Raw genomic sequence first — 1,313 nt, 5'->3', positions numbered from 1 at the left:
CTCAGCGCAACGTCGAACTGATGTGGCTTACGGGCCGCCTCGCGCCGGACTTCAAGACCATTGCGCGGTTCCGTAAAGACAACGGCAAAGCGATCAGCAGCGTCTGTCGTCAGTTCGTCATGCTATGCCAGCGGCTGGACCTCTTCGCCGAAGCATTCGTTGCGATCGACGGCAGCAAGTTCAAGGCAGTGAACCACCGCGACCGCAACTTCACGAGCGCTAAACTCGAACGACGCATGCGCGACATCGAGTCAAGTATTGCTCGCTATCTCGAGGCGTTGGATACAGCGGATCGTCAAGAGCCTGCAATCGCGAAGGCCAGAACAGAGCGACTGCAGGACAAGATTGCAGCCTTGAAGAAACAGATGCGAAGCCTCAAAGAGATCGAGATCAAGTTAAACGAAGCACCGGACGGTCAGGTATCGCTCACGGATCCGGATGCCCGTTCTATGAAGACGCGAGGAACCGGAGTCGTCGGCTACAACGTCCAGACGGCGGTTGACACGAAGCATCATCTGATCGTCGCGCACATGGTCACTAATGATGGCATTGATCGCGATCAGCTAACGTCCATGGCGAAGCTTGCCCGTGCAGAGATAGGCGTCGACAAGCTCACCGCAGTTGCAGACCGCGGCTACTATAAGAGCGAGGAGATACTCGCATGTCATAAGGCTGGAATAGAAGTGTTCGTTCCGAAGACAGTGACATCGAGCGCAACGGCTCACGGACGCTTCGGGAAGGAAGACTTCATTTACAACGCAAAGACCAACGAATATCGATGCCCAGCAGGCGAGCCGCTCATCTGGCGATTCTCAACCGTTGAGCGCGGGCTAAAGATCAGTAAGTACTGGAGTTCGAATTGCCAGCAGTGTTCGCTAAAAGGGGACTGCACGCCAGGCCCTCAACGTCGTGTAGCGCGCTGGGAGCACGAAGATGTTCTTGATGAGATGCAGGCACGACTCGATCATGCGCCCGAGATGATGCGCATCCGGCGACAGACTGTCGAGCACCCGTTCGGCACGATCAAGGCATGGATGGGCGCCACTCATTTCCTGACACGAACCATCGAGCGGGTGAGCACAGAGATGAGCTTGCACGTGCTGGCATACAACATAAAGCGGGTGATCAAACTACTCGGTTCCGAAGCGGTTATGAAAGCGATGCGGGCGTGAAGCCCATAGGGGTTGTTAAGCCTTCGCGATGAGTGCGGCTGTGATTTGACATTCGGTTTGCTGCAATCGACAAGCGGCGCCCGGCGCCGAGGCTGGTTTCGGCAATTCCCAGTGTCTACGCGTTTTGACACGGTCTGGGCC

The 1,313-nt window shown here is 56.3% G+C and carries 1 protein-coding gene; it reads left to right on the top strand.

Annotation, left to right across the window (positions count from 1 at the left end; all coding sequences use genetic code 11):
• On the top strand, window positions 1–1,172 hold a 1,172-nt coding region (locus AWB67_RS37950; RefSeq protein ID WP_087660867.1), incomplete at its 5' end, for an IS1182 family transposase.
• Between the last annotated feature and the right edge of the window lie 141 nt (window positions 1,173–1,313).

Source organism: Caballeronia terrestris, assembly GCF_001544515.1.
GTDB classification, from domain to species: Bacteria; Pseudomonadota; Gammaproteobacteria; order Burkholderiales; family Burkholderiaceae; genus Caballeronia; species Caballeronia terrestris.
The sequence above is the reverse complement of the archived record's forward strand: the minus strand, read 5'-3'. Positions and strand labels throughout refer to the sequence as shown.